The sequence below is a fragment of the Pseudomonas sp. TE31087 genome (assembly GCF_057284075.1).
Window position 1 is genome coordinate 2,673,866 of record NZ_JBXVNN010000001.1, and the last position, 26,903, is coordinate 2,700,768.

Genomic DNA, 26,903 nt, shown 5'->3' on the forward strand with positions numbered 1-26,903 from the left:
GAGTTGATATGGACCTCATCCAGGAAAAATTCGCCTCGGTCTTCGCCGCCTACCAGGTCACCACCCAGCCGCGTCCGGACGGTGGTGTCCTGCTGACCCTGCGCGCCAGCGACGGCGTGGTTACCCGCCGCGTGCTGACCTACGCGCAGCTGCACAGCGCCGAGCAACTGTCCTGGGCAATCAGCGCCATCCGCCGCGACCTGGCCGGGCAACCGAGCGAGCTGCCGGTGATCTCGATGCTGCAGAGCCAGCAACGCTTCGCCCTGCCGACCTACCGCTGATTGCGCAACCCTCTTCGCGGGGCACGCCTGCGCTCACCCACGGACGACGTGAGCAGAGGCGGCCCCGCGAGCCAATTCCCTTAGTATTCGTCGAGTCCGGCAAATTGCCGGGCCGTGGCATCGCCGGTGAACCGCGGCTGCACCGCCGAGTCACTGGCGAACAGACGCAGGGCCAGGCAGAACGGCGTGTCGCCCAGGTCCAGCCAGCGGCGCATGCCGGCCGGCACCACCAGCACATCGTCCTTCTCGCACAGCACGGCGTACACCGCATCCCCCAGGCGCAGGCTGACCTGGCCGCGCCCGCTGATCAGCGCGAACACTTCCTCGCCGTCATGCACGTGCTCGTCGCGCAGGTCAGCTTGGCTCGGGTCGACGCCATCGCGGCTGAGCACGCCGAACACCCGGCTGCCATGGGCGGTCATGAGTTGGTCGAGCGGCCCACGGCACGCAGCGACCACCTCATCCTGGCTGCTGCCCGGGCGCAGGCGCGCGCCGGACTGCCAGCGGCCGAAGCGCACGCCCTGCTCGGCCAGGGTCGCGGCGATGTCGTCGTGGTGGGTCAGCACCTTGTGCGGCAGTTCCGGGCTGGACGGGTCGAATACGCTGAGGATGCTCATCAGGGGTGGTTCCTGCTGTCTTTGAGTCGGAAGGCAATGATAACGGCTGCCGCGAGTGCCGCGACGCTGGCCATACCAAAGGTGAAGTGCGGGCCCAGCAGTTTCCAGCTGTAGCCCGAGTACAAGGCGCCCAGCGCGCCACCGGTGCCCGAGAGCGCCGCGTACAGCGCCTGGCCCTGGCCCTGCTGGCGGGCGCCGAAACTGGCCTGGACGAAGGCGATGGCTGCGGCGTGGAAACAGCCGAACGTGGCCGCGTGCAGCACCTGGGCGAACACCAGTACCGCCGGGATATCGGCCAGGTTGCCCAGCAACAGCCAGCGCACGGCGGCCAGCAGGAAGCTCGCCAGCAACACCTTGCGCACCGAGAACCGGGCGAAGATCCGGCTCATGGCCATGAACACCAGTACCTCGGCCACCACCCCGAGCGCCCACAGCAGGCCGATGGCGCCGCGGCTGTAGCCCAGGTGCTCCAGGTGCAGGGTGAGGAAGGTGTAGTACGGCCCGTGGCTGAGCTGCATGAGGGCCACGCACACGTAGAAGGCCAGCACGCCGGGCGCCCGTACCTGCGCGAGGAAGCCCCCTGCCCCGCGCCGTTCGGTCTGCTCCACGGGTTGCGCGTTGGGCACCCAGAGGCTGGCGGCGACGATCCCGCCCATGATCACCACCAGCGCCACCGGGTAGATATCCAGGCTCAGCCATTCGAACAGGCGCCCAAGGCCAACCACGGTGAGGATGAAACCGATCGAGCCCCACAGCCGCACCTGGCTGTAGCGCGCGGTCTGCCCGTGCAGGTGAGCCAGGGTGATCACCTCGAACTGCGGCAGCACCGCGTGCCAGAAGAACGCGTGCAGGGCCATGACCATCGCCAGCCAGGCATAGCTCTTGCCGAAGAAGATCAGCGAAAAGGTCGCCAGGGTCGACAGCGCGCCCAGGCGCACGATCAGCAGGCGCTGGCCGCTGCGGTCGCCCAGCCAGCCCCACAGGTTGGGAGCGACGCAGCGCATCAGCATGGGGATGGCCACCAGCTCGCCGATGCGCGCCGGGGAGAAGCCCAGGTGATCGAAGTACAGGGCCAGGAACGGCGCGGTGGAGCCGAGCAGGGCGAAGTAGAAGAGGTAGAAGCTGGAGAGGCGCCAGTAGGGGATCGGGGGCATGCGTCAACCCCGTGGGGGCGCTGCGCGCCCCTTTCGCGACACAAGGCCGCTCCCACAGGAATCGCATGTCCCCTGTGGGAGCGGCCTTGTGTCGCGATGGGCCGCAACGCGGCCCCAGGATGAGTCGATCAACGCAAGACCGGCGTATCTACCCGAACATCGGCATTCTGCGCGCGGTGGCGCAGCAGGTGATCCATCAAGGCGATGGCCATCATCGCCTCGGCGATCGGCGTGGCGCGGATGCCGACGCACGGGTCGTGACGGCCCTTGGTGATCACCTCGACCGGGTTGCCGTCGACGTCGATCGAACGGCCCGGGGTGGTGATGCTCGAGGTCGGCTTGAGCGCCAGGTGAGCGACGATCGGCTGGCCCGAAGAGATACCGCCGAGGATGCCGCCGGCATTGTTGCTGAGGAAGCCCTCGGGGGTCAGTTCGTCACGGTGCTCGGTGCCACGCTGGGCGACGCTGGCAAAGCCGGCGCCGATTTCCACGCCCTTGACCGCGTTGATGCTCATCAGCGCATGGGCAAGCTCGGCGTCGAGGCGGTCGAAGATCGGCTCGCCCAGGCCCGGCATCACGCCTTCGGCGACCACGGTGATCTTCGCCCCCACCGAGTCCTGGTCGCGGCGCAGCTGGTCCATGTAGGCCTCGAGCTCCGGCACCTTGTCCGGGTCGGGGCTGAAGAAGGCGTTGTGCTCGACCGAGTCCCAGGTCTTGAACGGGATCTCGATCGGGCCGAGCTGGCTCATGTAGCCGCGCACGCGGATGCCCTGGGTGGCCAGGTACTTCTTGGCGATGGCGCCGGCCGCCACGCGCATGGCGGTCTCGCGCGCCGAGCTGCGGCCACCGCCGCGGTAGTCGCGGATGCCGTACTTGTGGTGGTAGGTGTAGTCGGCGTGGGCCGGGCGGAACAGGTCCTTGATCGCCGAATAGTCCTTGGACTTCTGGTCGGTGTTGCGGATCAAGAGGCCGATCGAGCAGCCGGTGGTACGCCCTTCGAACACGCCGGAGAGGATCTCCACTTCATCCGGCTCCTGGCGCTGGGTGGTGTGCCGGCTGGTGCCGGGCTTGCGCCGATCGAGGTCGTGCTGCAGGTCGGCGAGGGAGATTTCCAGGCCTGGCGGGCAGCCGTCGACAATGGCGACCAACGCCGGGCCATGGCTCTCGCCAGCGGTGGTGACAGTGAACAGCTTGCCGTAGGTATTGCCGGACATGGACGCTCCGCGAATCTGCCTGAAGTGGTCGAAAGCGGCAGTATACGGAAAACAACAGGGATTTGGGGGCCGTGCGGGCCTTATCGCGGGGCAAGCCCGCTCCCACGAAACGGTTTTGCCGGGACCATGAGTTCGGCGAACCTTCGCGGTGACGTAAGGTCGAACGCTCAACTTCCCATGTAGTACCCCGTCCATGAAGTCGCGCCTCGCCGCCCTGCTCCTGCTGTTCTGCGCCAGCCTCGCCCAGGCCGCGCCCACCGTACTGCAACGCCCCATCGACCTGGACACCGGCCAGGGCGTGCTGCACGGCAGCCTGCTGCTGCCCCAGCAAACCACCCCGCCACCGGTGGTGCTGATCATCGCCGGCTCCGGCCCTACCGACCGCGATGGCAACAACCCTGCCTCCGGACGCATCGACAACCTCAAGCGCCTGGCCCTGCTGCTGGCCGGCGAGCACATCGCCAGCGTGCGCTTCGACAAGCGCGGCGTGGCCGCCAGCCAGCCGGCCACCCCCGACGAACGCGACCTCAGCGTCGAACGCTATGTCGCCGACGTGGTGGCCTGGGGGCGCGCGTTGCGCCAGGACCCGCGCTTCGGTCCGCTGATCCTGGTCGGCCACAGCGAAGGCGCGCTGATCGCCAGCCTGGCCGCCGAGCAGGCCGGCGCCAGCGCGGTGATCACCCTGGCCGGCAGCGGCCGGCCGGTGGCCGACGTGCTGCGTGAACAACTGGCCCAGCGCCTGCCTCCGGCGCAACTGGCCGGTGGCGTGGCACTGATCGACCGGTTGCAGGCCGGGCAGACCAGCCTCGACGTGCCCGCCCCGCTGCGCCAGGTATTTCGCCCCAGCGTGCAGCCGTATCTGATCACCCTGCTACACCAGGACCCGGCGGCCGCATTCGCCCGGCTCACGGTGCCCGCGCTGATCGTCCAGGGCCGCAACGACATCCAGGTGGAGGTGGCCGACGCCGAGCGCCTCAAGGCCGCCAAGCCCGACGCCCAGCTGGCGCTGATCGACGGCATGAACCACATGCTGCGCATCAGCCCCCGGGAGATGGGCCAGCAGCGTGACAGCTACCGCAATCCCGAACTACCGCTGGCCCGTGAGTTGGGGGAGCGCATCGTCCTGTTCATCCACGGGCTGCCGCAGGCCTGAAAGCGCCCTCAGGTATTGGCCCGGCCTGCCGATAACGCGGCTAAGAAGGCAGTGATCCGGGGGCATGCGCGCCCCGATCGCGGGCAAGCCCACATCTGCGATGTCCTTGCAGGTACCGGCACCCGGCCGCCGTGCACCTGAGGATTCCCTGATGACCGATGCCCCCGCCGCCGAGGCGACCGAAGAACAAGCCCCGGAAAGCGCCCCGCTGCCCTGGGCGGACCTTGCCGCCGAGCACTTCCAGTTGCTGCGCCTGGCGCCGCTGCCGACCGACCGCAACAGCGGCGCCCGCCCGCTGCGTTTCGTCCAGTTCGGCTACGCCGAGCGCCACGACAAGGCCCACAGCCTGCTGCGCATGGAAATCCGCCTGCCGGGGCAGAAGGTGCGCAAGGAACAGAACCAGCTGGACATCCGCGTCGACCACGAAGCGCGCACGGTACGTATCGGCGACGCGGCCGGCCTGCAGCTGGAGCCGCTGAACCGTGGCCTTGGCCGTTACCTGCTGGCGCAGGCGGTGCAGTGGCTGCAGCAGCGTTGCTCGCACTACCGGGTCGAGGGCATGAGCCTGCCGAACAAGGACGCCCTGAACGAAGACACCCGCCTGCGCCGCGACCATGTGCTGAGCAGCGTCGGCCTGGCGGTGGAGTACACCGACGGCCAGTTGCTCAAGGGGCGCGTGGTGGAAACCCCGGTGGGCCAGCTCAAGGGCGGCTGGAACACCGAGAAGGTGCAGCGCGTGGACAACCTCGAGGCCGCCGGCATGCTGCAGCAGGCCGAGCAGAACCTGATGGAGAAGGAAGCCCAGCTGCGCGAGCGTGACGAGCGGGTGGCCAAGTACCGCCGCGAGGACAGCGGCCTGCGCTTCACCATCACCTGCCTGGTGGCGTTCGCGGTGTTCCAGGCCGGGTTGCTGATCTGGATCGCCACCCGCTGACCTGCCCTACGCGATCCGTGTAGGAGCGGCCTCGTGCCGCGAAAGGGCCGCAAAGCGGCCCCGGCGATCTTTGCATCAACACTGATATCCTGGGGCCGCTACGCAGCCCTTTCCGGCCGGTCCGACGCCTCGGCAAGGCCGCTCCTACAGCAGGGGGCGGTGTGAATCCTTCAGACCCGCGCCTTGAACAGCTCCTGATGCTGCCGGCACTGCTCGGCGGTCAGCATGAACACCCCGTGGCCACCGCGCTCGAACTCCAGCCAGGCGAAGTCCACCTCGGGATAGAGCGACTCGACATGCACCTGGCTGTTGCCCACCTCGACGATCATCAGGCCCTTGTCGGTCAAGTGGTCGGCCGCCTCGGCCAGCATGCGCCGCACCAGGTCCAGGCCATCGTTGCCGCAGGCCAGGCCCAGCTCGGGCTCGTGATGGTACTCGGCCGGCATGTCGCCGAAATCCTCGGCGTCGACATACGGCGGGTTGGACAGGATCAGGTCGAAGCGCTGCCCCGGCAGGCCAGCGAAACCATCGCCCTGCACGGTGTACACCCGCTCATCGAGGCCATGGCGCTCGATGTTCTGGTTGGCCACCTCCAGCGCGTCGAAGGACAGGTCGGCCAGCACTACCTCGGCATCCTGGAACACCTCGGCGGCGACAATGCCGATGCAGCCTGAGCCGGTGCACAGGTCGAGGATGCGCGCAGGCTCGCCGGCCAGCCACGGCTCGAAGCGTTTCTCGATCAACTCGCCGATGGGCGAGCGCGGTACCAGCACCCGCTCGTCGACGATGAACGACATGCCGCAGAACCAGGCCTCGCCCAGCAGGTAGGCGGTGGGCACGCGCTCTTCGATACGGCGCTTGAGCAGGTGCTGCAGGCGTACCGTTTCGTCATCCTCGAGCGCGCAGTCCAGGTAGCTGTCGGCCACCTCCCAGGGCAGGTGCACCGCGCCGAGCACCAGCAGGCGAGCTTCGTCCCAGGCGTTGTCGGCACCGTGGCCGAAGAACAGTTCATGCTCATGGAAGCGGCTGACCGCCCAGCGGATATGGTCGCGCAGGGTGCGCAGGCGGGATGTGATCACGGGGTACTCCTTTTCAGACAGGACAAAAGTCTAACAGCCCACACCGCACATTTGTTTCCTCTGATAGCCAAACCGATAGCCACAAGCCAGCAACCACGCTGTCTGCGCTGTCAACCATTCACATTGGCGTCAAGGCAAGGGACAATAGGCGTACAAAAGCCCTACCCAAGGAGCCCTTGATGTCCGTTCCAACCACGATGTTCCGCCTCACTGGCCGCGACTACCCGCCGGCCAAGCTGGGCCAAGCCAGCCTGATCGTCATCGACGCGCAGAAGGAATACCTGAGCGGTCCGCTGGCGCTGTCGGGCATGGACGAGGCCGTGGCGAACATTGCCAGGTTGCTCGATGCCGCCCGCAAGGCCGGTCGCCCGATCATCCACGTGCGCCACCTCGGCACCGTCGGCGGTCGCTTCGACCCCCAGGGGCCGGCCGGCGAGTTCATCCCGGGCCTGGAGCCACTGGCCGGTGAAACCATCATCGACAAGCGCATGCCCAACGCCTTCAAGAACACCAAGCTGCACGAGACGCTGCAGGCCTTCGGCCCGCTGGACCTGATCGTCTGCGGTTTCATGAGCCACTCCAGCGTCAGCACCACCGTACGCCGCGCCAAGGACTATGGTTATCGCTGCACCCTGGTGGAAGACGCCTCGGCGACCCGCGATCTGGCCCTGAAGGACACCGTGATCCCCGCCGCGCAGATCCACCAGTGCGAGATGGCCGTGATGGCCGACAACTTCGCCTGCGTCGCCCCCACCGCCAGCCTGGTCTGAGCCACGACCGCCCGGCGGACGGGCGGAACCCCGAGGTGACCCGCAGGTCGAAATCCGGATCAGCTCTACCAGATCCTGAGGAATTCGAATGAAGCTCAAAGGCAGTTTCGATGCCAAGCGCCTGCGCCAGCGCGAGCCAAGCAACTGGGGCGCGCGGGTTTCCGCCGCTTTCTCGGTGCTGCTGGCCACCCTGGGCATTTTGCTCGCCATGGCCGGTTTCGCCGGCCTGCTGGGCAATTACGCCGCGCTCGCCGAGCTCAATGCCAACCGCCCGCTGTCGGCGATTCTCGTCGTGGTCGGGTTGTTGCTGTTGTGGATCGGCGTGCGCGTCTGGCGACGCAGCCGCATCCGCCTGCGCCGTGGCCGCGAGCTGAACCTGTCGCCGCACCTGATGAAGAAGCACGACTGACAGATTTATACCGCCCCCCTGTAGGAGCGGCCTTGCCGAGGCGTCGGACCGGCCGGAAAGGGCTGCAAAGCAGCCCCAGGATTTCCGCTTCGATGCATGGATCGCCGGGGCCGCTTTGCGGCCCTTTCGCGGCACGAGGCCGCTCCTACACAAACCGCGCGCAGCTCAGGGCTTCACGCCGACGCGCAGTCGCGTAAACTACGCCGCCCACGTGGAGGCACCATGCAAGACGACGACTTTTCCCTCTTCCGCAGCCAAGTGCAGGGCGTCAAGCCAATCAAGCACGACCGCGCCGAAGTCGGCAAACCAAAGGCCGACCGCAAGCAGCTGGCCGGCCTGCGCCAGGCGGCGACCATCCGCAGCGACCAGGCGTTGGTGATCGACGGCCTGTCCGACCAGTTCGTCATCGACGTCGGCGCCGAGGACGAACTGATGTGGCGCCGCGACGGCGTCCAGGAAACCCAGATCCGCAAGCTCAAGCTCGGCCAGATTGCCTTCGAGGGCAGCCTCGACCTGCACGGCATGAGCGTCGAGAAGGCCCGCGAGACGCTGTGGGCCTTCATCGCCGAGGCGACCAAGCTCGAAGTGCGCTGCGTGCGCGTCACCCACGGCAAGGCCGCGCGCCTGGACGGCAAGCGCCCGATGATCAAGAGCCACGTCAACACCTGGCTGCGCCAGCACCCGCAAGTGCTCGGTTTTGCCTCGTGCCAGGCCCGCCACGGCGGCACCGGCGCGGTGTACGTGATGCTCAAGCGAACCATGCTCGAAGGGCGCGACGAGTGACATCGCGCTTGCAGCGCCGCCGTCGCCGCCGTACCCTTCGTCTTTGCGAAAAATCCCACAGGTAGATCCATGTCCCTGGAACAGAACTACACCGCGATTCTCAGCCAGATCGGCGAGGACGTCTCCCGCGAGGGCCTGCTCGACACGCCCAAGCGGGCCGCAAAGGCCATGAAGTACCTTTGCCGCGGTTATGAGCAAACCCTGGAAGAAGTCACCAACGGCGCGCTGTTCACCTCCGACAACAGCGAAATGGTGCTAGTCCGGGATATCGAGCTGTACTCGATGTGCGAACACCACATGCTGCCGTTCATCGGCAAGGCCCACGTGGCTTACCTGCCCAAGGGCAAGGTGCTGGGCCTGTCCAAGGTGGCGCGGATCGTCGACATGTACGCCCGTCGCCTGCAGATCCAGGAAAACCTCAGCCGCCAGATCGCCGAGGCCGTGCAGCAGGTCACCGGCGCCGCGGGCGTGGCGGTGGTCATCGAAGCCAAGCACATGTGCATGATGATGCGCGGTGTCGAAAAGCAGAACTCGACCATGCTCACCTCGGTGATGCTCGGCGAGTTCCGCGACAACGCCTCCACCCGCAGCGAGTTCCTCAGCCTGATCAAGTGATCGGCCTGTATCCCGAGCCGACCCCATGGGTCGGCTTTTTCATTTCAGGAGTTGCCCATGATCGTCAAAGCCCTGCGGGTCGGCCTCGGCCAGCTAATCGTGTTCGGCGACTGGATCAGCCGCCCGGCGAAAAAGCAGCGCGATGCCGCGGCCCAGGCCCAGGTCGAGCAGCAGACCAAGGGTCTGGCGCTGTACCAGTTCCATGCCTGCCCGTTCTGCGTGAAGACCCGCCGCACCCTGCACCGCCTGAACGTGCCGGTGGCACTGCGCGATGCCAAGAACGACGCCCAGCACCGCCAGGCGCTGCTCGAAGGCGGCGGCCGGGTGAAAGTGCCGTGCCTGCGGATCGAGGAGGACGGCAAGGTGACCTGGATGTATGAATCCAAGGACATCATTGCCTATCTGGACAAACGCTTCGCGGCGGTCTGACCCGCACGCACGCCCCACACTGTAGGAGCGGCCTTGTGCCGCGAAAGGGCTGCGCAGCAGCCCCCGGTCTCAGCGTCGACGCCTCAATCGCCGGGGCCGCATTGCGGCCCTTTCCGGCCGGTCCGACGCCTCGGCAAGGCCGCTCCTACAAAGGCGGGGCGACAGCGAGTCAATCCACCATCGGCACATGCCGTGGATGGCTGGCCACCCGCGCCAGCCAGGCCTGCACGGCCGGGTAACCCGCCAGGTCGAAACCGCCCTGGTGCGCCACATGGGTATAGGCGTACAACGCCACATCGGCGATCGAATACTGCTCGCCAACCAGGTAGGGCGTCATTTCCAGCTGCTTGTTCATCACCTTGAGCGCCTTGTAGCCGCCCTTGTGCAGCCCCTTGTATTCCTCCAGCCGGTCCTGCGGCAGCCCCAGGTAGAACTGGATGAAACGCGCCACGGCAATGTACGGCTCGTGGCTGTACTGCTCGAAGAACTGCCACTGCAGCACCTGGGTACGCAGGCGTGGTTCGCTGGGCAGGAACTCGCTGCCATCGGCCAGGTAGTTGAGAATCGCGTTGGACTCCCACAGGCAGGTGCCGTCCTCGAGCTTGAGCACCGGCACCTTGCCGTTGGGGTTCATGGCCAGGAACTCGGGCGTTTCGGTTTCGCCCTTGAGAATATCCACCGGGTGCCACTCATACGGGCGGTCGAGCAGGCTCAGCATCAGCTTGACCTTGTAGCAGTTGCCCGACTGGTAATCCCCATACACCTTGTACATCGCCCCTCCCCTTTCACGCAGTTGCGCAGTAATACCCCATAGTTGGCGACTGTACGGCTAAATGCAATGCCTGCTGTATGGCAAGGATCACGCCATTGCACGGTAGCCTGAAAAAACTGCTTACACCTGCACAAGGAATTCCCCATGACCGATGCCACCTCCGCGCGCCTGCGGCCGCTGGCGGACAGCTCCCCGTCGGCGGTCGTCGCCGGCTTCATCGCCATGCTCACCGGCTATACCAGCTCGCTGGTGCTGATGTTCCAGGCCGGCCAGGCCGCCGGCCTGACCAGCGCGCAGATCTCGTCGTGGATCTGGGCCCTGTCGATCGGCATGGCGGTGTGCAGCATCGGCCTGTCGCTGCGCTACCGTACCCCGGTCACCGTGGCCTGGTCGACACCCGGCGCGGCGCTGCTGATCACCAGCCTCGGTGGCGTCAGCTACGGCGAGGCCATCGGTGCCTATATCACCTGCGCCGTGCTGGTGCTGGTGTGCGGCCTGACCGGCAGCTTCGAGCGCCTGGTGCGGCGCATCCCCGCTTCGCTCGCCTCGGCCCTGCTGGCCGGGATCCTGTTCAAGATCGGCAGCGAGATCTTCGTCGCCGCCCAGCACCGCACGGTGTTGGTGCTGGGGATGTTCTTCAGCTACCTGCTGGTCAAGCGCCTGTCACCGCGCTACTGCGTGCTGGCCGCGTTGCTGGTCGGCACGGCATTGTCCGGCGCCCTGGGGCTGCTGGACTTCAGCGGCTTCCAGCTGGAGATCGCCACCCCGGTGTGGACCACGCCGAGCTTCTCGCTGGCGGCGACCATCAGCATCGGCATCCCGCTGTTCGTGGTGGCCATGACTTCGCAGAACATGCCCGGCGTCGCCGTGCTGCGCGCCGACGGCTACCAGGTGCCGGCCTCGCCGCTGATCTCGGCCACCGGGTTCGCCTCGCTGCTGCTGGCGCCGTTCGGCTCCCACGGGATCAACCTGGCGGCGATCAGCGCGGCGATCTGCACCGGGCCGCATGCCCATGAAGACCCGGCCAAGCGCTACACGGCAGCGGTCTGGTGCGGGATCTTCTACGGTATCGCCGGCACCTTCGGCGCGACCCTGGCGGCGCTGTTCGGCGCCCTGCCCAAGGAGCTGGTGCTGTCGATCGCCGCCCTGGCGCTGTTCGGTTCGATCATGAACGGCCTGAGCGTGGCCATGGGCGAGGCACGCGAGCGCGAGGCGGCGCTGATCACCTTCATGGTCACGGCGTCGGGCTTCACCCTGTTCTCGATCGGCTCGGCGTTCTGGGGAATCGTGGCGGGGGTGCTGACCTTGCTGATTCTCAGTCCGCGCAGGGGCTGACAACGCTATCGCGGGGCAAGCCCGCTCCCACGCCCAGACCCCGTGAGCGGGCATGCGTGGGAGCGGGCTTGCCCCGCGATAGGGCCGCCACAGCCAATCACAGCCTGAAGTGCCCCACCATCCCCTTCAGGTCATTGCCCAGCTGCGCCAACTCGACGCTTGAGCGGGCATTGTCCTCCATCGCCAGCGCCGCCTGGTCGGCACTGCCACGGATCTGCGTGACGCTGCGGCTGATCTCCTCGGCGACCGAGCTCTGCTGCTCGGCCGCCGCGGCGATCTGCTGGTTCATCTGCTGGATCAACGACACCGCCGCGGCGATGCTGCCCAGGGCGCTCTCGGTCTTCAGCGTGTCGGCCACCGCCAGGCGCACCAGCTCGGTGCTGCCACGGATCTGCGTCACCGACTGCTGGGCGTTGCCGCGCAGGCTGGCGACCAGCCGTTCGATCTCCTCGGTGGACTGCCGGGTGCGCCGGGCCAGGGCGCGCACCTCGTCGGCCACCACGGCGAAGCCACGCCCCTGCTCGCCGGCCCGGGCCGCCTCGATCGCCGCGTTGAGCGCCAGCAGGTTGGTCTGTTCGGCCACGCTCTTGATCACCTCGAGCACGTCACCGATGGTATGGATCTCGGCGCTGAGGCTGTCGATACCGCTGCTGGCGGTCTCGGCTGCCACCGCCAGCTGCTCGATGCGCTGCATGCTCTGGCGCACCACCTGCTGCCCCGACTCGACCTTGTCGTCGGCATCCTGTGCCGCCTGGGCCGCCTGCTCGGCGTTGCGCGCCACGTCATGGACGGTGGCGGTCATCTGCTGCATGGCAGTGGCCACCTGCTCGGTCTCATCCTTCTGGCTACCGACTTCGCGGTTGGTCTGCTCGGTGACCGCCGACAAGGCCTGGGCGCTGCCGGCCAGCTGATCGATGCCCTGCTGCAGGCCACTGACGATGCCGGACAGCCCCTCGGCCATCTGCTGCATGGCCTGCAGCAGCTGACCGACCTCGTCGGCACGCGGCGGCTCGGCCTCGATCCCCAGCTCGCCCGCGGCTATGCGCCGGGCACGGCTGATCACCCGCTTGAGCGGCGCGACCACGGCCCGGGTGATCAACCAGGCCGCCAGCACGCCCACCAGCAGTGCCAGGGCCGTGGCCGCGGCGATGGCCACGGTGTTGCGCGCAAGCTCCGCCTGCATGGCCTGCTCCTGGGCGAGGTAGGCCTGGTCGACCCGCGTGGTGACCTGCTCGGCCCGGGCCTGCAACTGATCCTTGATACCCCGCTCCTGGCCCAGCAGGTCGGTGTACTCGTTGAGCTTCTCGGAGAAACTGGCGATATGCCCGGCCACTTCGCCCAGCACGCTCTGGTAGCCGGCATCGGTCACCGCCGACTTGAGCTGGTCCACCAGGCCGGCGGCCTCCACCGTCTGGGCGATGCGCCCCTCGGCAACAGCTTCGCCGCCCTTGCGGCTCTGCTCCAGGCGCACCCGGGCCTCGTCCATGGCCTGCAGCATCAGCCGCGACACCTGCGCCACCTGTCCGGCCTGCTCAAGGAACTCGCCGCCTTGCTGGCCCTGGGACTGCTTGAGGGTGTAGGTGCCATCGTCGGCCAGGCCGGCCTGCAGCACATCGAGGTTGTTGGCCACGCTCGATACCGACCAGCTGGCCATGTCCAGCGCCAGCTCCTTGGCCTGCACCGCCTGGACGAACTGGTCGAAGGCCTGCCCGTAGGCACTGAGGTCGGCCTCGGCGGAAGTCAGCGCAGGCGCGGCGCGGGCCCGCTCCACCAGCCCTTGAAGGCCCATGCGCAGGGCATCGGCCTCCTTGATATCCGAACGCAGGGCGAAGGCCTGCTCATGTTGGCGCAGCTTCAACAGGTCGGTGTTGAACTGGGCCATCTGCCGCAGCCCCTCGAAGCGCTGGCCGACGTTGGCCAGGGCGTATACGCCGATGGCGGCCACCACCAGAGTGAGCAGCAACACCAGGGCAAAACCCAGGCCCAGCTTGCGCGCCATGCCCAGGTTGGCCAATACACCGTGCTTGGTCGCCGTCATCACCGCCCTCCTCGCTTTTTGGCCCTCCGCCGGCGACAAGAGTGACAATTGGCGCCGACCTGGTCACAAGGGCCGCGTGCGCGAATGGTGTCATTTAGCTATGAGCGTGTCGCTTTCAGACCGCCAAAGGTCGCCCTGCATGCCGGAAGAACGCCTGGGCCCGGGAATCCTGCCCATAGGCGACATTGATCCGTAGCCAGTCACTGGCCCGCCCCTGCGGATCGAAAGCGCTGCCCGGGGTGAGCAACACCGCATGCTCCAGCGCCAATCGCTCCAGCTCGGCAAAGTCGCGTCCGGGCACCCGGGCCCAGACGAACATGCCGCCGACCGGCTCACAGAACACCTCCCAGCCACAGGCCTCCAGTTGCCCCAGCGTCCTGGCCCGGTGCTGCCCCAGGCGCAGCCGCAAGCGCTGCACGCTCTTGCGGTAGCCGCCATTGGCGAGCATCTGCCCGACCACCTGCTCGGCGAAGCGCGAAGTGCCAATGCCGGCCACCATCTTCAGTTCGGCCAGGCGGGCGATCAACGGTGGGTCGGCCACCAGATAGCCGACCCGCAACGAACTGCTGAGGGTCTTGGAGAAACTGCCCAGATAGATTACCCGCTGCTCGCTGTCGAGGGTCGCCAGGCGCGTGGCCGGGCCGTCCTGGAAGTCCGCGTACAGGTCATCCTCGACGATCCGCAGGTCATGCTCGCGGGCCAGCTCCAGCAGGCGGTAGGCGACCTTGGGCGTCAGGCAGGTACCGGTCGGGTTCTGGTACAGGCTGTTGATGAACAGGCAACGGGGCTGGTGCGCGGCCAGCAACTGCTCGAGCACCACCAGGTCCGGGCCAATGGCGGTGCGCGGCACCTCGAGCATGTGTACACCGTGCACGCGCAACAAGTTGTACAGGTTGTAGTAGCCGGGGCGCTCCACCAGCACCGTGTCGCCCGGTTTCAGCAAGGTCCGCACCAGCAGGTCGAGGGCATGGCTGGCGCCCTGGGTGGTGAGGATCCGCTCCGGCTCGGCGGCAATATCCAGCCGCGCCAGCCCCTTGTGCAGTTGCAGGCGCAGGCTGGCCAGGCCCTGGGGCGGGCAGTAGTCGAACAGCGCCTCGGGCGCGCCGCGGCTGACCTGGCGGATGGCCTGGGCCAGCTCGGCTTCGGCGCGCCAGGCCACCGGTAGCCAGCCGCAGCCGAGCTTGAGCAATTGTTCATGCCCTTCGCGAAACTGCCGCCAACTGCCGTCGATTGCCTCGCCCCAGGGCTCGTCGGGGTCGGGCCGCAAGCCCGGCTTGCGCTCGGCGACGAAGAAGCCCGCGCCATGTCGCGCCTCCAGCCAGCCGTTGGCCGCCAGGCGGTCGTAGGCCTCGATCACGCACGAGGCGCTTACCGACTGCGCCTTGGCCAGCGCGCGGATCGACGGCAGGCGCGCGCCGGGGCGCAGGCGCTGCTGTTCGATCCAGGCCTGCAGGTGCTCAGTCAGCTGCTGGACCAAGGGGGTGGGAAGGTCACGATCAAGATGAAAATGCATGGCAAGTGTTCGCTGTTTTCAGGCAAACAGTTAAGCATAAATGCCCCGCGAGTGTGCCTTGGCGAGCACCTGTGCAAAGGCCGATGCTGCCAACCACAGCCACTGCCTTGCGGATCCGCCCCGATGCCCACTTGTCACGCCCCAGCCCTGCTGGCTTTCGCCCTGTGCCTGATCACCCTGGCGGTGAACCTGCAGGCCCCGCTGTACATCACCTACGCCGACCAGTCCGGGCAAGGCGCGGCGGCAACCGCCGTGGCCTTTTCCGGCTATGTGCTCGGCGTGCTGCCGGTGCTGCTGGCCCTTGGCGGCTTGGCCGACCGGGTGGGTCGTCGCCCGATGATCCTGGTCGCGCTGGCCCTGTCGATGGTCGCGACGCTGCTCATGCTGCTGGCGCCGAGCCTGCAGATGCTGGGCCTGGCGCGCCTGTTCCTGGGGCTGGGCACAGGCCTCGCCTCGGCCACCGCCACCGCCTACATGAGCGAGCTGATGGCCCCGGACGCCAGTGGCCGCGCCGCCACCTGGGTCACCGCCAGCACGTCGCTCGGCTTCGGCCTGGGCGCGGCGCTGACCAGCCTGTTCCTGCTGCGCGGGCCGACCCTCACCCCCGGCAGCTTCCACCTGCAACTGGCATTGGCCGCCGTCGCCCTGCTGCTGGTCTGGCGCCTGCCCGACCCTCGCCCGGCGCAGCGCAGCGCCATGCTGCGCCTGCCCTGCTACCCCGCCGGCAGCCTGGCTTATGGCCTGGCGATCCTGCTGGCCTGGGCCTGTGTCGGGCTGGTGATTGCCCTGCTCCCGGGGATCCTGCGTCAGCACGGGCTGAGCGCCTGGTCGGGGTTCTCGACCTTCTGTGTGATCAGTTGCGGCTTGCTGTTCCAGCCGCTGGCCCGGCGCCTGGCCAGTGCCCAGGCGACCTTGCTGGGGCTGCTGATCCTGCCATGCAGCTACGCGCTGCTGGCCTGGGGGGCCGACAGTGGCAATCTGGTGGGTGTGCTACTGGGCGCCGTGGCTGCGAGCAGCGCCTGCTATGGCTTTATCTACCTGGGCGGATTGGCGGCGGTGAACGAGCTGGCCGGGAGCGAGAAGACCCGGGCCAGTGCCGGGTTCTTCCTGCTCGCCTACCTGGGGTTCAGCCTGCCGGTGATCTTTACCGGATTGCTCAGTGACCGGCTCGGCTCGCGCATGGCGCTGGGAGTGTTCGGCGGCGTCCTGCTGGTGGGCTGTGCCGCCGTGGCATTGGTTTTGAGGACGTCTTCGCGGGCCTCTTCGCGGGTGAACCCGCTCCCACATGGGTCGAATTAGTCGGTCAGATCGCCAAGGCGCCGCCATCGACGGTAAGGCTGTGCCCCGTCGTGAACGCCGCGCCATCGCTGCACAGGTACAGCACCGCGCTAGCGATCTCCTCGACCTTGCCGATGCGCCCGACCGGATGCATCGCCGCGGCAAACTCGGCCTTGCGCGGATCGGCCTCGTAGGCGCGGCGGAACATGTCGGTATCGATCACCGCCGGGCACACCGCGTTGACCCGAATGCCCTTCTTCGCATACTCGATGGCCGCCGACTTGGTCAGGCCGATCACCGCATGCTTGGATGCCGCATAGATGCTCATCTTCGGTGCCGCCGACAGGCCGGCCACCGAGGCCGTGTTGACGATGGCGCCGCCGCCCTGGGCCAGCAGCAAGGGCAGTTGGTACTTCATGCACAGCCACACACCCTTGACGTTGACCCCCATGATCGCATCGAACTCCGCCTCGCTGCCCTCCGCCAGCCGCCCCTTCTCGATCTCGATACCGGCGTTGTTGAAGGCGTAGTCGAGGCGGCCATAGGCCTTGATGACCTGCTCGTGCAGCTGGCGCACGTCACTGTCACGGGTGACGTCGCAGGCGACGAACAGCGCCTCGCCGCCAGCCTGGCGAATCAGCGCCACGGTGGCTTCGCCCCCGCTCGCGTCACGGTCGGCCACCACCACCTTGAGCCCCTCGGCGGCGAATGCCTGGGCCGTTGCCCGGCCGATACCCGCCGCGCCACCGGTGACCAGGGCAACCTGGCCGGAGAAAGTCATGCTCATCACTGGCTCCTGCAAAAGGATGGGAAGTCGTGGCTGAGTCTAGTCAGGGCACCGCCGGGCTGGGCAGCATCATCAAGGGCACGGTTGGACTACTATCGTTCGCGGTGATCTTGCGTGACGCGGCCCATTCAACCCGCCGATCATCAGCCCCTCACACTCGTTCAGGAGAACTCGCCATGCCCCACACCAACCGCCGCTTCCTGCTGACCCGCCGCCCGGTCGGCGCCGTGCGCCGTGACGACTTCACCTACGAGCAGGTGCCCGCCAGCGAGCCGGGGGAAGGCCAGGTGCTGGTGAAGAACCTCTACCTGTCGCTGGATCCGGCCATGCGCGGCTGGATGAACGAAGGCAAGTCGTATATCCCACCCGTGGGCCTGGGCCAGGTCATGCGCGCCCTCGGCGTCGGCGAGGTGGTCAGCTCCAATCACCCGGACTACAAGCCCGGCGACCATGTCAGCGGTGCCCTTGGCGTGCAGGATTATTTCACCGGCGAACCCCAGGGCCTGCACCGGATCGATCCACGCCTGGCGCCCCTGCCCCGCTACCTGTCCGCCCTGGGCATGACCGGCATGACCGCCTACTTCGCCCTGCTCGATGTCGGCCAACCCAAGGCCGGCGAAACCGTGGTGATCTCGGGCGCCGCCGGCGCGGTCGGCAGCATTGCCGGGCAGATCGCCAAGCTCAAGGGCTGCCGCGTGGTGGGTATCGCCGGTGGCGCGCAGAAGTGCCAGTACCTGCTGGACGAACTGGGCTTCGACGGGGTCATCGACTACAAGGCCGAGGACGTGCTGGCCGGCCTCAAGCGTGAATGCCCCAATGGCGTGGATGTGTACTTCGACAACGTCGGCGGCGATATCCTCGATGCCGTGCTGTCGCGCCTGAACTTCAAGGCCCGGGTGGTGATCTGCGGCGCCATCAGCCAGTACAACAATAAGGAAGCGGTCAAGGGCCCGGCCAACTACCTGTCGCTGCTGGTCAACCGTGCGCGCATGGAAGGCTTCGTGGTGATGGACTACGTCAAGGAATACGGCAAGGCCGCGCAGGAAATGGCCGGCTGGCTGGCCAGCGGCAAGGTGAAGAGCAAGGAGGATGTGGTGGAGGGGCTGGAGACCTTCCCCGAGACGCTGCTCAAGCTGTTCAGCGGGGAGAATTTCGGCAAGCTGGTGTTGAAGGTCTGAGATCAGCAGCCAGGCGCTTTGTGGGAGCGGGCTTGCCCCGCGATGGCGATTGCCTGGGCTGGCGCCATCGCGGGGCAAGCCCGCTCCCACGATCCCTGATTCAACCGCGGATTTCAGCCACCACGGCAGCCAGTGCCTTGGCCGGATCGGCCGCCTGGCTGATCGGACGCCCGATCACCAGGTAATCGGAACCGGCGTCCAGTGCCTGACGCGGGGTCAGAATCCGGCGCTGGTCATCCTGGGCGCTGCCCGCCGGGCGAATACCTGGGGTCACCAACTGCAGCGACGGGTGCGCCGCCTTCAGTGCCGGCGCTTCCAGTGCCGAGCACACCAGGCCGTCCATGCCGGCTTTTTGCGCCAGCGCCGCCAGGCGCAGCACCTGCTCCTGCGGGTCGACATCCAGGCCGATGCCGGCCAGGTCCTCGCGCTCCATGCTGGTCAGCACGGTCACGCCGATCAGCAGCGGCTGCGGGCCGCTGCGCTTGTCCAGCTCCTCACGGCAGGCCGACATCATGCGCAGGCCACCGGAGCAGTGCACGTTGACCATCCACACACCCATCTCGGCCGCGGCCTTGACCGCCATGGCGGTGGTGTTGGGGATATCGTGGAACTTGAGGTCGAGGAACACTTCGAAGCCCTTGCCGCACAGGGTTTCGACTATCCCTGAGGCGCTGCTGGTAAACAGTTCCTTGCCCACCTTGACCCGGCACAGGGCGGGGTCGAGCTGGTCGGCCAGCTTCAGGGCGGCGTCACGGGTGGGGAAATCCAGGGCGACGATCAGGGGCGTCTGGCAGGCGGACATGGGCAGGGTCTCTTGGCAAGTCGTAAACGGCGCGCATTGTAAACGAAGTGGCGCGGGGTTTGGGGGCCGCGGGTCATGAGATTTGGCCCGGGCGGGGGCGGCTCCTATAATTGAACCAACGGCTGCGGCAATGGCTCGAATGCCATGTAAGCGGTGCCCTATACGCTTTCAGGAGAATCTCGATGCCTTGGTATGCCTGGTTGATACTGCTTGTTGCTCTCGGGTCGATTGTCGGCGGGTTGATGCTGCTGCGGGATACGGCGAAGAAGTTGCCGCTGACCGAGGAGCAGTTGAAAAAGGTGCATGAGCGCAACGCCGAGGCGGATGCGAAGGATGCGGCAGACCGCTGACAGGCGGTAGAAAGCCGACCGATGCATGATCGGCCGGCTAGCCGAGGTTAATCCACCCTCAGCTTTTCACGGTTGCGTTCCAGCAGCGCATTGCCGATACCCTTGATCTCCAATAGCTCGTCGACCGATTGGAAAGGGCCGTGCGCCTCGCGATAGGCCACGATAGCCTCGGCCTTTGCCTTGCCGATGCCATTGAGCTCGCTCTGCAGGGTCGATGCATCGGCCTGGTTGAGATCAACCTTTTCCGCTGCTACCGATGACGCGGCAGCTCGCGGTTCGACCTGTTCGACAGCGGGCGCCGGCGCCGCTGCTGGCGCAGCGGAAAGAGTGAATGACAGGCAAGTGAAGAGTGGTAGCAACAGATAGGTCAGTACATTGTTTCGCATGATCAAAGACTCCTTGGTCCAGGATTTCAGAGGCAGCGTTCCTTGGCTGCCTCTAAACCCTAGTCGCTCTGGATGTCCGATCAAGATGCCGGTGCCGGGGAGATTATTTCCAGATCATTCCAGCAGTGCGTCGCCCCTGGGTGTCAGGGATCCATGCGTCGCTGCAGATGGATCCAGTCCACGATCTCGCTGTCCGGGGAATAACCGCTGACCATTTCGCGCAACAGTTGACGAACCGCAACGTAATCATCCGCCTGGACGGCGCCTTGCAGTCGAATCAACTGTTCCTTGAGCACGGACCAATCCAGGAAGTCCTCGTCGGCACTCATGATCATCGGATGCCGGGTGGAAACCACATTGTCCCCGATCAGTAATTCTTCATAGAGTTTCTCGCCGGGCCGCAATCCAGTGAACTCGACGGCGATGTCGCCATTGGGATTTCGCTCCGAGCGAACACTGAGGCCAGAAAGGTGAATCATCTTCTCCGCCAGCTCGACGATCTTCACCGGCTTGCCCATGTCCAGCACGAACACATCCCCTCCCAGCCCCATGGACCCCGCCTGGATAACCAGCTGCGCGGCCTCGGGAATGGTCATGAAATAACGGGTGATCTTCGGATGGGTTACGGTCAGCGGACCACCCGACTTGATCTGCTTGTGGAAAAGTGGAATCACCGAACCCGAGGAACCCAGTACGTTGCCGAATCGGACCATGGTGAATCTTGTCCGATTGACATGGGATAGATTGCTGCTGCGACCAAACAGGACAGGAGCAGACTCACGGCTCAAGGCCTGCAGGATCATTTCCGCCAGACGCTTGGTACTGCCCATGACATTGGTTGGACGCACTGCCTTGTCGGTGGAGATCAATACGAAGTTCGAAACGCCTGCCTGCAACGCAGCCTGTGCCGTGTTGAGCGTTCCGAATACGTTGTTCAACACACCTTCGGCGATATTGTGCTCGACCATGGGTACATGCTTGTAGGCAGCGGCATGGTAGACCGTATCGATATGCCAGGTACGCATGACATCAAGCAACTGGTCAGGATTGCGAATGGAGCCCAGGATCGGCAGCACCCTGACAGGCAGCGACTCACGGGCAACCCGTTGCTCCAGCTCGCTGAGGATGCTGTAGAGATTGAACTCGCTGTGTTCGAACAGCAGCAGATTCTTCGGGCGAAGACTCAGTATCTGACGGCAGAGCTCGGACCCGATCGACCCGCCGGCTCCGGTTACCAGAACGGACTGGCCGACAACACAGCGCTCCAGCAGCTCGTCCTGGGCTGGCACCGGGTCACGTCCAAGCAGATCGGCAATGTCGACCTCCTGGATATCATCGACCTTGACCTGACCACGGGCCAGGTCCATGAAGCCAGGCACACTACGCACATGCAAAGGGAAACCTTCGAGGAAGCCAAGTATCTCACGGCGACGCGCACGGGTCGCCGAAGGAATGGCCAGCAGGATTTCCTCGGCGCCGGTCAGGTCCAGCATTCTCTGGATATGCTTGGGTTTGTAGACTTGCAGCCCGGCGATCACCCGGTCACTGATACTTACATCATCGTCAATGAAAGCCACCGGCCGCATCAACCGGCCCATGCGCAATGCCGCAACCAACTGGTTGCCGGCAGCGCCTGCCCCGTAAACCGCAACCTTCGGCAAACCGTCATCACGATTGGTGAAGGGCACGTGCTTGGCCGCTGCGAACCAGTCGCCGAGGAAATATTGGCGCATCACAAGGCGCAGACCGCCCAGGAACACCAGGCTCAACCACCAGTAGTTGAAGATGATCGAACGCGGCACCACCGCTTGATGGTTGCTGTACCAGTAGACCACCAGGGCAAGGATCAACGACGAAAGGCTGACGGCCTTGGCAATGGCGATCAGCGCATCGTTACCGAAATATCGCATGACCGCACGGTACATGCCGAAGCGGATGAACAACGGAATCGCCACAATCGGGGCGGCGATAAAGAGCCACAGGTGCTCCTTGATCGGATTGGACAGCTCTTCGACCCCCAGGCGAACGAGAAATGCCAGCCACAAGCTCCCCCAGACCAGCACGACGTCAGTTGCCACCTGCAACAGCCTTTTGTATCGCCGAGGCAACCCTAGCAATGCGGACCGAAAACTATCCATAACCCCTTTCAAAATCATTCTCCTCTTACCTGAACCTTAGCCGCACTCGCAACTGTAGTGGCTGGCATGATCAATGCCGCCGGGGCCCTTTGGACACTCATGCTGGCGACTTGTCGACGATTTCCCTTTGCCCCGCCTTGAACTTGACCGCAAGCGCGAGGAGCGGTGCATAAGCCAAGATCACGCCAACCAATGCATCCACATGCCCCAATGCCACGACGGCCGCCCAAGGCAGCAGCCAGAGCAGATTGATGGCCGTCACGGCCAGCGTGACGGGACGGTGCTTGCCAAATTGTCGCGAAGCATACTGGTAGGCATGGCTTCGGTGTGCTTCATAGACCTTGTCGCCACGCAACAGCCGACGAGCCAGGGTAAAGGTGGCATCGACAATGAAAACACCCATCAGGATGATCCACGACCAGAGCAGCACGGGGTCGCCGTTCGCGGCATGCAACGACAGCAGCGCCAACTGGATTCCCAGGAAACCACTGCCTGCGTCGCCCATGAAAATACGCGCCGGCGGGAAATTCCAGAACAGAAAACCAGCCACGGCCAATGCAAGCAAGGCTGGTGCCCACACCATTGATGAAGCGCCGCAAGCGACATAGATGACGCATGCACCCAAACAGACCGTTATCGCCTGAAGGCTAGCCAAGCCATCGATACCGTCCATGAAATTATAGAGATTAAGCATCCACACAATGTAGAAAGCCGCCAGCACGTAGGTAACCAGGCTGATGTCCAGTGTCGCGCCCAGGACCACCAGCTTTGGAGCATTACCTAGCCAGAACAACACCCAGCAGGCTGCGGAAAAATGTCCCAGCAATCGCCACCGGGCTGCAATATGGCCATGGTCGTCGAGAAATCCGATTACCGCCACCAGGCCGCAGCCACCCAGAGAACCGATCAGCAGCCCCGTCGAGATGAGATCGAGGCCGTAGGCAACCGGCAATGCCGCGAGGAACGCCAGCACGATTGCCACACCACCACCGCGTGGCGTGGGAACGGAGTGAGAACTGCGGGCATTGGGAACATCGATGATGCTTCGGGCAATTGCATAACGACGCAACGCCCCTGTCAGCAAGTAAGAAACCAGCAGAACAGCAATGGGAAGGATCCAGTAACTCATCGAATGGGGTTTTCCAGGAAATGTTTTGCAGTGATGCCGAGCGCTTCCTCCAGTGACACCGGCGGCTCCCAACCGAGCATCTGGCGTGTCTTGGAGATATCGACCTGAAGCGAGCCGCAGAGACGTTGTGACAGCGCCCGCTTACCCAGCAGATTGGCCCCGAGGGTCAGTAGCGAGCTCGGAACCGGTATCAACCTGGCCGGTTTGCCCAGGGCGACCGACATCTTCTGCAGCAGCTCCGTGGTGGAAACGTCATGGCCGTCACTCACCAGAAACACTTGGTTGGCTGCCGCCGGGTGCGAGCAACACAACACGATCAGGTCGACGAGGTTGTCCAGGGCCACGAGGCTGCGCTTGTTATGTATGGCACCGAAAGGCAACGGAATCTGTTTGTCGAGCCAACGCATCATGTTGTGGAAGTTGGCCTTCACCCCAGGTCCGTAAACCAGCACAGGCCTGATGACGACGATCTCCATGCCCAGGTCACGTCCCAGCTTCATCAACTGCTCTTCCGCTTCCTGCTTGGACACCCCGTAAGGGTCCGAGGGCGAGGCATCATCATCTGCATGGTAGGGCCGCCCCAAAGGCGTTCCCTCGCCATTGACCTTGATCGAGCTGATAAAGACAAAGCGCTTTACCCCAGCCTGGGCGGCGCGCCGGGCAAAGGCGAGCGTTGCCTCGACATTGACCTTGCGAAATTCCGCCAGCGGGTCGGCGGCGACCTCGTTCATCACATGCACCCTGGAGGCACAATGAATCACTACATCAAATGGCCGCTCAGCCTGAGGCCAGGCAGATTCGCTTGCCAGGTCATCGAACAGGTGTGGCTCAACCCCGGCGGGCAATGGTGTTGATTGCTGGCGCACTGCCGCAACCACCTCTACCGGCATCGTCGCCAATCGCTTCAACACACCTTGACCAACAAATCCGGAACCGCCTGTTAACACTATGCGCATCGTACCATCGCCCCTTGTCCTTTCTACTTGCGGCGTCATTGGCGGTCCATGATCGCCTTGATGAACACCTGCATTTCCCCAACCACCAGATCCTGCGAGAAGTCCCGGCGAGCCCTCTGCAGACCAGAGAGCGCGAGCCTATCACGAAGTACCGAGTCGCCATGAAGCCGGGTGAGAACCTCGCGGATCTGCGCAATGTCGCCTGCTTCATGGAACAGCCCGGTGACGTCTTCCTCGACGGCATCGGTCAATCCGTAGATTCGCGAGACCATGCTGGGCACCCCCACCGCTGCTGCCTCGATCACCGCCAGGCCGAAACCTTCCCGGTAGCTGGGCATGCAAAACACGTCGGCCATTGCCATGTAGTGCTCAGGTGTACGCGTGAAGCCCACACGGTGAAAACGGTCCTGGCAAGGTTGCAGGATGGCCGCCAGCGACTCATCGATCCCCTCATCGTCAGGTCCGACAACCAGCAGGTGGGCATCGGCATACTCTTCGCCAAGCGATGCAAAGGCCCGGGCGAGATCCAGAATCCCCTTGGCCGTATTGACCCGACCAAGAAACAGGAAAACCTTGGCGTTTTCGGCGATGTTCATCTCGCTACGCATTTGCGCGGCACGCTGCGGATCCGGCTTGAAGCGCTCGATATCCACGCCACTGATGGAGCCTTTGCCAAGCACCCTGATCTTGTCTCTGCCGACGATCTTCGACTCGATCAGGAAATCTCTTTGCGAATGACTGTCCGTCAGCAGGTGCGTTGCGGCGCCAGCCAGGAGACGGTCAAGGAACATCAGGAAGCGACGCCCCAGCCCACGCCGGGTGAACCAGACCTGCCCGGTAAAGATGTGCACGCGGCACCGTGTCGCCGACAGCCACCCCGCCAACATGGCGACAAGCCCTGACTTGGGCATCAGGGAAAGCACGCAGTCATAACGACGCTGCATCAGGATTCGCCAAAGCCGGTACAGCGAGATCACGTCACGCTTGAGGGAGATCTTGCGTTCGATGGCATAGGGAATGAAGTCGACATGCTCTCCCAGCAGCGCCTCGACGTCATGGCGCGTACCGGGCACCACCAGTGTCACATCGTAGTTCGCGGAAAGACGCTTGATATGCTCGCGCATGAAGACATGCAAAACGACAGGGACAGTGGCAACCAAACAGATTTTCTTACGCGGCCGCATTTGTGTTTCCAAACGACTCACTACCCTTCAGATTGAATGATAATTACAGACAAGGTCTCGCTGGTCAGTTCACAACTTCTGACAACGACCACAGCAGCCCTCGACGTCATGCAACCGCTCCCTGCATGCGATTCAGCCTGGCTTGGCGACTGGCGTCACGCTCCTGCTGCCCGGCGAACAGATAGAGGGAAACGGCAAAGATCGGCATGACTTGCAGCCCCTTGAAATTAATGATCACGAAGATCAAGAACAGGGCCAACGCAAAAACCTTGATATCACGACTTTTCTCATAGCGCCCGCCGAACAGGACGGGCACGAGATAAAAGCAATTCAGCAACATAAAAACGACGATAGAACCCAAACCGGAAAAATACAAAAGTCGCAGATAGCCGACATCTGTCCCTTTGTAGAAGCCCAACTCAGAAGTGTCTTCAGAAAAATAGCGCCCATCGCCATACAGGTAGGTGGATAGCTGATCGGGGAATATGTACATCTCCGACAACGACTGGACGCTGTCACTGTGCAACTCACCCTTGGTTACGATATTCCTGAAGATTTCAGTGGCTTGGTACAAGGGCCCAGACGTTACATAGAAGCTCAGCACCACCATCGTGACGACCGACAGCAATAGTAGAACCTTCAGTCCCAAGCCACGACGGCTAAGTCCCAGGATGGCGAAAGGAATAATTGCACTACGAGCAATTGCCATCGCGATGGGGAAGATCATGATGACGAGCAAACTCTTCAGGAAGCTTTTCTGTGAAATGAGCAGGTAGTAAAACACCGTGATGACCAACGTAAGCGCGCCATCCACATGAAACAAGCCAAAGCCCAGGGCACGCAACCCGTAAATATGCTGGAAGACCTCCGCCGAGCGTGGCGATATAAAGCCCAGCAGCGTGGTGTACACGTCCCTGTCTAGGATCGATATGATCGCCAACGCGCACTGCAGGAAAATCCAGGCCAGCAACGCAGACGGCCGCTTGGTCAAGACACGGTGAATGACATAGCCGAAAAATATATTCAGAAAGATCTTGCTGGATACCACAAAGTGAAAGAACAGATCACCCGGCGCTCCTGCGGTTGCCACCAGCGCCCCACCAAGCAGCCAGCCACCAAAAAGCAACAGGAAGGCAATTGCGAACCCACCGTTACTCATCAGCAATCTGAGGAAGCCCAACATATAGAACGGCATGAGCAATACCGCCATCGGCACCTCGGTGCCATAGACACGCGGAAATCCAATGGTCACCGTCAGTACTAACAGAGCAAGTAGAAAAGAACCTTTCCTCTCCTGTTGCCCAGCGCTGCTCATGTCTACAGCTGTTGTCATTGGATTGCTCATCCAGCTACCACACTCACTTTGATCTTCCCCACTATCCTTTGAACGGCTTGCCGCAGCCTTCTGCCCTGCACATCACTGCCGCCCGAAGACCATACCTTTGCAATCCGGAAAATCGTCACGGGCCACGTTCATGGCATGCGCCATGATCCTCGCTAATGGAAGATGCTCGGAAAGGCGCCACCGGCGCCGTTCCTGACTTGGTAAAAACGACCTGGCAGATAGCATGAACGAACTCCGCTGCGGCCAACCTAGATATCAATATGCCTGTACCTCT

At 64.4% G+C, this 26,903-nt stretch carries 27 protein-coding genes and 1 pseudogene; 12 read left to right on the forward strand and 16 right to left on the reverse strand.

Annotation, left to right across the window (positions count from 1 at the left end; translation table 11 throughout):
• Positions 1 to 8: 8 nt before the first annotated feature.
• Positions 9 to 281 (forward strand): DUF3509 domain-containing protein, encoded by a 273-nt coding sequence (locus tag ACZ899_RS11995; protein ID WP_028691763.1) that lies wholly within the window; start codon positions 9 to 11, stop codon positions 279 to 281.
• An 80-nt stretch (positions 282 to 361) separates the two neighbouring features.
• Here the strand turns inward: ACZ899_RS11995 and ACZ899_RS12000 are convergent, their stop codons facing one another.
• The 3 genes from ACZ899_RS12000 to aroC form a co-directional block, all read right to left on the reverse strand.
• Positions 362 to 898 (reverse strand): oxidase, encoded by a 537-nt coding sequence (locus tag ACZ899_RS12000; RefSeq protein ID WP_234562873.1) that lies wholly within the window; start codon positions 896 to 898, stop codon positions 362 to 364.
• The gene (locus ACZ899_RS12005; RefSeq protein WP_234562874.1) at positions 898 to 2,052 is read right to left on the reverse strand and encodes an MFS transporter; all 1,155 of its coding nucleotides are present in this window, start codon (positions 2,050 to 2,052) and stop codon (positions 898 to 900) included. The genes ACZ899_RS12000 and ACZ899_RS12005 overlap by 1 nt, the downstream gene beginning before the upstream one ends.
• 128 nt (positions 2,053 to 2,180) lie before the next feature.
• Positions 2,181 to 3,266 (reverse strand): chorismate synthase, encoded by a 1,086-nt coding sequence (gene aroC, locus ACZ899_RS12010; protein WP_234562875.1) that lies wholly within the window; start codon positions 3,264 to 3,266, stop codon positions 2,181 to 2,183.
• A 193-nt stretch (positions 3,267 to 3,459) separates the two neighbouring features.
• Here aroC and ACZ899_RS12015 point away from each other — a divergent pair, with 193 nt between their 5' ends.
• Both ACZ899_RS12015 and ACZ899_RS12020 read left to right on the forward strand, forming a co-directional pair.
• Positions 3,460 to 4,419 (forward strand): alpha/beta hydrolase, encoded by a 960-nt coding sequence (locus ACZ899_RS12015; protein WP_234562876.1) that lies wholly within the window; start codon positions 3,460 to 3,462, stop codon positions 4,417 to 4,419.
• 151 nt (positions 4,420 to 4,570) lie between these two features.
• Positions 4,571 to 5,353: a hypothetical protein gene (locus ACZ899_RS12020; protein WP_186712823.1), complete on the forward strand. Its 783-nt coding sequence runs from the start codon at positions 4,571 to 4,573 to the stop codon at positions 5,351 to 5,353.
• A 170-nt stretch (positions 5,354 to 5,523) separates the two neighbouring features.
• On the opposite strand, the gene prmB is transcribed toward ACZ899_RS12020, so the two are convergent.
• Positions 5,524 to 6,432, reverse strand: a complete 909-nt coding sequence (gene prmB / locus ACZ899_RS12025) for a 50S ribosomal protein L3 N(5)-glutamine methyltransferase (protein WP_198742723.1) — start codon at positions 6,430 to 6,432, stop codon at positions 5,524 to 5,526.
• A gap of 179 nt (positions 6,433 to 6,611) precedes the next feature.
• Here prmB and ACZ899_RS12030 point away from each other — a divergent pair, with 179 nt between their 5' ends.
• The 5 genes from ACZ899_RS12030 (at position 6,612) to ACZ899_RS12050 (ending at position 9,438) form a co-directional block, all read left to right on the forward strand.
• Complete coding sequence (locus tag ACZ899_RS12030) at positions 6,612 to 7,202, forward strand: cysteine hydrolase family protein (protein WP_050704637.1); 591 nt, start codon at positions 6,612 to 6,614, stop codon at positions 7,200 to 7,202.
• A gap of 88 nt (positions 7,203 to 7,290) precedes the next feature.
• Complete coding sequence (locus ACZ899_RS12035; RefSeq protein ID WP_203647603.1) at positions 7,291 to 7,611, forward strand: hypothetical protein; 321 nt, start codon at positions 7,291 to 7,293, stop codon at positions 7,609 to 7,611.
• A gap of 222 nt (positions 7,612 to 7,833) precedes the next feature.
• Positions 7,834 to 8,394: a Smr/MutS family protein gene (locus ACZ899_RS12040; RefSeq protein WP_232856412.1), complete on the forward strand. Its 561-nt coding sequence runs from the start codon at positions 7,834 to 7,836 to the stop codon at positions 8,392 to 8,394.
• Positions 8,395 to 8,463: 69 nt separating this feature from the next.
• The gene (folE, locus tag ACZ899_RS12045; RefSeq protein WP_110736603.1) at positions 8,464 to 9,009 is read left to right on the forward strand and encodes a GTP cyclohydrolase I FolE; all 546 of its coding nucleotides are present in this window, start codon (positions 8,464 to 8,466) and stop codon (positions 9,007 to 9,009) included.
• 57 nt (positions 9,010 to 9,066) lie between these two features.
• Positions 9,067 to 9,438 (forward strand): glutathione S-transferase N-terminal domain-containing protein, encoded by a 372-nt coding sequence (locus tag ACZ899_RS12050; RefSeq protein ID WP_232856413.1) that lies wholly within the window; start codon positions 9,067 to 9,069, stop codon positions 9,436 to 9,438.
• Between the two features lie 169 nt (positions 9,439 to 9,607).
• On the opposite strand, the gene ACZ899_RS12055 is transcribed toward ACZ899_RS12050, so the two are convergent.
• Positions 9,608 to 10,210: a glutathione S-transferase family protein gene (locus ACZ899_RS12055; protein ID WP_110736600.1), complete on the reverse strand. Its 603-nt coding sequence runs from the start codon at positions 10,208 to 10,210 to the stop codon at positions 9,608 to 9,610.
• Between the two features lie 144 nt (positions 10,211 to 10,354).
• Here ACZ899_RS12055 and ACZ899_RS12060 point away from each other — a divergent pair, with 144 nt between their 5' ends.
• Positions 10,355 to 11,545 carry a benzoate/H(+) symporter BenE family transporter gene (locus ACZ899_RS12060; protein ID WP_234562877.1) on the forward strand — a complete coding sequence of 397 codons (1,191 nt, stop codon included), beginning with the start codon at positions 10,355 to 10,357 and terminating at the stop codon, positions 11,543 to 11,545.
• Positions 11,546 to 11,642: 97 nt separating this feature from the next.
• Here ACZ899_RS12060 and ACZ899_RS12065 read toward each other — a convergent pair whose 3' ends face one another.
• The 3 genes and pseudogenes from ACZ899_RS12065 to ACZ899_RS12075 form a co-directional block, all read right to left on the reverse strand.
• On the reverse strand, positions 11,643 to 12,515 hold the full coding sequence (locus tag ACZ899_RS12065; RefSeq protein ID WP_442800083.1) for a methyl-accepting chemotaxis protein: 873 nt from the start codon (positions 12,513 to 12,515) through the stop codon (positions 11,643 to 11,645).
• A gap of 33 nt (positions 12,516 to 12,548) precedes the next feature.
• A pseudogene (locus ACZ899_RS12070) lies at positions 12,549 to 13,583 on the reverse strand (methyl-accepting chemotaxis protein); the annotation flags it as partial.
• Between the two features lie 115 nt (positions 13,584 to 13,698).
• Positions 13,699 to 15,096, reverse strand: a complete 1,398-nt coding sequence (locus tag ACZ899_RS12075) for an aminotransferase-like domain-containing protein (RefSeq protein WP_234562879.1) — start codon at positions 15,094 to 15,096, stop codon at positions 13,699 to 13,701.
• Positions 15,097 to 15,219: 123 nt separating this feature from the next.
• Between ACZ899_RS12075 and ACZ899_RS12080 the strand changes: the two genes are divergently transcribed.
• Positions 15,220 to 16,395: an MFS transporter gene (locus ACZ899_RS12080; RefSeq protein ID WP_234562880.1), complete on the forward strand. Its 1,176-nt coding sequence runs from the start codon at positions 15,220 to 15,222 to the stop codon at positions 16,393 to 16,395.
• A 4-nt stretch (positions 16,396 to 16,399) separates the two neighbouring features.
• Here ACZ899_RS12080 and ACZ899_RS12085 read toward each other — a convergent pair whose 3' ends face one another.
• Entirely contained in the window at positions 16,400 to 17,161 is a 762-nt protein-coding gene (locus tag ACZ899_RS12085; RefSeq protein ID WP_110736592.1) for an SDR family oxidoreductase, read from the reverse strand.
• Positions 17,162 to 17,337: 176 nt separating this feature from the next.
• Between ACZ899_RS12085 and ACZ899_RS12090 the strand changes: the two genes are divergently transcribed.
• Entirely contained in the window at positions 17,338 to 18,339 is a 1,002-nt protein-coding gene (locus ACZ899_RS12090) for an NADP-dependent oxidoreductase (protein ID WP_050704626.1), read from the forward strand.
• Positions 18,340 to 18,439: 100 nt separating this feature from the next.
• Here the strand turns inward: ACZ899_RS12090 and pyrF are convergent, their stop codons facing one another.
• Positions 18,440 to 19,141: an orotidine-5'-phosphate decarboxylase gene (gene pyrF / locus ACZ899_RS12095; protein WP_232856420.1), complete on the reverse strand. Its 702-nt coding sequence runs from the start codon at positions 19,139 to 19,141 to the stop codon at positions 18,440 to 18,442.
• Between the two features lie 182 nt (positions 19,142 to 19,323).
• On the opposite strand from pyrF, the gene ACZ899_RS12100 reads away from it, so the two are divergent.
• On the forward strand, positions 19,324 to 19,491 hold the full coding sequence (locus ACZ899_RS12100; RefSeq protein WP_082337674.1) for a DUF2897 family protein: 168 nt from the start codon (positions 19,324 to 19,326) through the stop codon (positions 19,489 to 19,491).
• Between the two features lie 47 nt (positions 19,492 to 19,538).
• Here the strand turns inward: ACZ899_RS12100 and ACZ899_RS12105 are convergent, their stop codons facing one another.
• From ACZ899_RS12105 to ACZ899_RS12130, 6 genes are all read right to left on the reverse strand, one after another.
• Entirely contained in the window at positions 19,539 to 19,877 is a 339-nt protein-coding gene (locus ACZ899_RS12105) for a ComEA family DNA-binding protein (RefSeq protein WP_232856421.1), read from the reverse strand.
• 143 nt (positions 19,878 to 20,020) lie between these two features.
• Entirely contained in the window at positions 20,021 to 22,015 is a 1,995-nt protein-coding gene (locus ACZ899_RS12110; RefSeq protein WP_442800027.1) for a polysaccharide biosynthesis protein, read from the reverse strand.
• A gap of 97 nt (positions 22,016 to 22,112) precedes the next feature.
• Positions 22,113 to 23,144, reverse strand: coding sequence for an MraY family glycosyltransferase (locus ACZ899_RS12115; protein WP_232856423.1), 1,032 nt, complete (start codon positions 23,142 to 23,144; stop codon positions 22,113 to 22,115).
• Positions 23,141 to 24,139, reverse strand: coding sequence for a UDP-glucose 4-epimerase family protein (locus ACZ899_RS12120; protein ID WP_232856424.1), 999 nt, complete (start codon positions 24,137 to 24,139; stop codon positions 23,141 to 23,143). Before ACZ899_RS12120 ends, ACZ899_RS12115 begins: the two co-directional genes overlap by 4 nt.
• Positions 24,136 to 25,284, reverse strand: coding sequence for a glycosyltransferase (locus ACZ899_RS12125; protein ID WP_234562423.1), 1,149 nt, complete (start codon positions 25,282 to 25,284; stop codon positions 24,136 to 24,138). The genes ACZ899_RS12120 and ACZ899_RS12125 overlap by 4 nt, the downstream gene beginning before the upstream one ends.
• A gap of 106 nt (positions 25,285 to 25,390) precedes the next feature.
• Entirely contained in the window at positions 25,391 to 26,629 is a 1,239-nt protein-coding gene (locus tag ACZ899_RS12130; protein WP_234562422.1) for a hypothetical protein, read from the reverse strand.
• Between the last annotated feature and the right edge of the window lie 274 nt (positions 26,630 to 26,903).